Source organism: Streptomyces sp. sk2.1, from assembly GCF_008120935.1.
GTDB lineage: Bacteria > Actinomycetota > Actinomycetes > Streptomycetales > Streptomycetaceae > Streptomyces.
Window position 1 is genome coordinate 1 of the sequence record NZ_RDBO01000095.1, and the last position, 3,022, is coordinate 3,022.

Sequence of the window (3,022 nt, forward strand, 5' to 3'; positions counted from 1 at the left end):
CCCCACCGCCGCGGCCCCCGCGCCACCACCGAACGCCCCGTCCGGAACCGTCCCGTCGTCCGTCCCGTCGTCCGTCCAGGAGCTGCCCCATGCCGTCCTCCCCCGAAGACACCACCGAGTCCGCCGGATCCCCCGACCCGCTTGATCCATTGGTACTCCACGCCACTGACAACGGCGTCCTCCTGATCACGCTCAACCGCCCCGAAGCGATGAACGCCATCACCCGTGACCAGCGGGAACGCGTCATCTCACTGCTTTCCGAGGCGTCCGCCGACCCGGCGGTCCGGGCCGTCGTCCTCACCGCCACCGGCCGCGGCTTCTGCGCGGGTGCCGACCTGCGCGGCGCCGCGACGACCGGGGACCGGGTGCCGGGCGACGTGGCCCGTACGATCCGGCTCGGCGCGCAGCGGCTGATCGCGGCGGTCCTGGACTGCGAGAAGCCGGTCGTCGCGGCCGTCAACGGCACCGCGGCCGGTCTCGGCGCCCATCTCGCCTTCGCCTGCGACCTGGTGCTGGCCGCCGAGTCGGCGAAGTTCATCGAGGTGTTCGTGCGCCGCGGCCTGGTACCGGACGCCGGCGGCGCGTATCTGCTGCCCCGGCTGATCGGCCCGCAGCGCGCCAAGGAGCTGATGTTCTTCGGTGATTCGCTGCCGGCGACGGAGGCGGAACGGCTGGGCCTGGTCAACCGGGTCGTACCGGACGGGGAGTTGGCGAAGACCGCCGGGGCGTGGGCCCGGCGGCTGGCCGACGGCCCGACCCGGGCCATCGCCCTCACCAAGCAGCTCGTCAACGCCTCCCTGGACACCGACCGCACGACGGCGTTCGCCGCCGAGGCCGCGGCGCAGGAGATCAACATGACGACACGGGACGCCAACGAGGGCGTGGCGGCCTTCGTGGAGCGCCGGGTCCCGGAATACCGGGGGCTCTGAGGCGTACGGGGCGACGGGGCGTGTTCGTGGCGTGCGGGATCAGCCCGGGGCCGTGCGGCTGAGGGTTTCCCAGGCGAGGTACTGCTCGGTGCGGGCCCGGTCCATCTCCTGGACCATGTCGAAGGACTGGCTGCCGAGGATCAGCCGGAGCGGCGGGTCCGGCAGGGCGGCCAGTTCCAGGAGGGCGGGGGCCGCCTTCCTCGGGTCGGGTCCCGCGTCGTCGCCCCACATCTCCGCCAGGCGGGTGCGCAGTTCCTCGTAGGCGGGGTCGGGTTCGGTCGTCGTGGTGCCGGTCGTGAAGAGTCCCGTGGCGTAGCCGCCCATCTGGACGACGGTGACCTTGATGCCGAACTGCGCGACCTCCATCGCCAGCGCCTCGCCGACCGAGCCGAGCGCGGCCTTGCCGGCGCCGTAGAACCCGACGGAGGCCATGCCGCCGCCGCTGCCCATCGACGTGATCTGCAGGAGGCGGCCGGAGCCCCGGGCGCGCAGGTGCGGGACCACGGCCTGGGCGACCCAGACCGCGCCGAAGAAGTTGACGTCGAGGTGGTCCCGGATCTGCCGCTCGGTGGCCTCCTCGACCATGCCGTACAGCATTCCGCCGGCGTTGTTGACCACCACGTCGAGGCCGCCGAAGGCCGCCGCCGCGCGGTCCACGGTCTCGAACACGGCCCGGCGGTCGGAGACGTCGAGGGACAGCGCGAGGAAGTCGTCCGGGTGCTTCTCCGCGAGGTCGGCGAGCGGGCCGACGTCGCGCGCGGCGGCCACGACCCGGTCCCCGGCGGACAGGGCGGCCTCGGTGAAGGCGCGCCCCAGGCCGCGGGAGGCGCCGGTGATGAACCACGTCCTGGTGTTCGGCACGGGGCCGCTCCTTCGTCCGTGACCGGCACCGCGTTCCGTTTCCGGTGTTCCGCGGCGTCCGGCCCTGAGCATTGACGAGACGGAACGTTCCGTCTCGTTGGGGACCTTAACCCATCCCCTTGACCCGCGCCAGCCCGTCCGGGGCCGGAACCGGTCCGGGGACCGTGACTTTCGGCAGTGCCGGGACGTCTCCGGCCTGCGTACCGTCGTCCGGGTGGACAGAGCGACGATCATCGGCGCGGCCGGGCGGGCCGCCACCCGGGGCGGTCTGCTGACCGTCGCGGCGGCGGCCTGCGTCGGGCTGAGCGCCGTCAGCCCGTGGTGGGCGCTGCCCGCCGCCGCGACCGCCTTCCTCGCCGGGCGGGAACCGGGCAGGACCGGGCCCGCGCTCCTCGCGCTGGTCGCGCTCCTCGCGGGCGGGGTGGTGGCCGTGGCCCTGGTGCCCTCCTGGCTGCTGATGGCGGGGCGGTTCGTCGCCGTGGTGGCGGTGGCCGCGGTGCTGCCGTGGTTCGCGGGGCGCTTCTGGCGCCAGTACCAGGAACTCGTCCGGGCGGGCTGGGAGCGGGCCGCCCGGCTGGAGCGCGAACAGCGGCTGGTCGCCGAGCAGGCGCGGTCCCGGGAACGGGCCCGGATCGCCCGGGACATGCACGACGTCCTCGGGCACGACCTCAGTCTCATCGCGCTGTCGGCCGGCGCCCTCAAGCTGGCCCCCGGGCTCGACGACGCCCACCGGGCGGCGGCCGGGGAGATCCGGGCCCGCGCCGCCGCGTCGGTGGAGCGGCTCGGCGAGGTGATCGGACTGCTGCGCGAGGAGGCCGACGACGAACCGCCGGGCCCGCCCGGCACCGGCGTCCCCCGGCTGGTCGAGGAGGCCGCGGCGGCCGGTCTCGCGGTGGACCTGCGGGTGGAGGGGGACGCGGACACCGTGCCCCCGACCGCCGCGCGGGCCGCCCACCGGGTCGTCCAGGAGGCCCTGACCAACGCGGCCAAGCACGCGCCGGGGGCCCGGGTGGACGTGCGGGTGGCGCACACCGCCGGGGGGACGACGGTCCGGGTGGAGAACGGGCCCCCGCCCGCCCCGGTCCGCGCCGGGGACGCCCCCGGCACCGGGCGGGGGCTGATCGGGCTCGACGAGCGGGTGCGGCTGGCGGGCGGCACGTTCGGGCACGGCCCGTACGGCGGCGGCTTCGCGGTCACCGCGCGGATTCCGCACACCCCGCCCGCCCACCGGC

3 protein-coding genes are annotated in these 3,022 nt (G+C 75.5%); 2 read left to right on the top strand and 1 reads right to left on the bottom strand.

Going from position 1 to position 3,022, the window contains the following annotated elements; translation table 11 throughout:
* The first annotated feature begins 89 nt into the window (after positions 1–89).
* A complete protein-coding gene (locus EAO76_RS40585; RefSeq protein ID WP_148841259.1) occupies positions 90–929 on the top strand; it encodes an enoyl-CoA hydratase/isomerase family protein in 840 nt (279 codons plus the stop codon).
* Between the two features lie 39 nt (positions 930–968).
* Here EAO76_RS40585 and EAO76_RS40590 read toward each other — a convergent pair whose 3' ends face one another.
* The gene (locus EAO76_RS40590) at positions 969–1,790 is read right to left on the bottom strand and encodes an SDR family NAD(P)-dependent oxidoreductase (protein WP_262376167.1); all 822 of its coding nucleotides are present in this window, start codon (positions 1,788–1,790) and stop codon (positions 969–971) included.
* 214 nt (positions 1,791–2,004) lie between these two features.
* Between EAO76_RS40590 and EAO76_RS40595 the strand changes: the two genes are divergently transcribed.
* On the top strand, positions 2,005–3,022 hold a 1,018-nt coding region (locus EAO76_RS40595; RefSeq protein WP_148841261.1), incomplete at its 3' end, for a sensor histidine kinase.

Excerpts from the sequence above, each read along its gene's own strand:
- EAO76_RS40585 (WP_148841259.1), top strand. The coding sequence starts at position 90 with ATGCCGTCCTCCCCCGAAGACACCACCGAGTCCGCCGGATCCCCCGAC.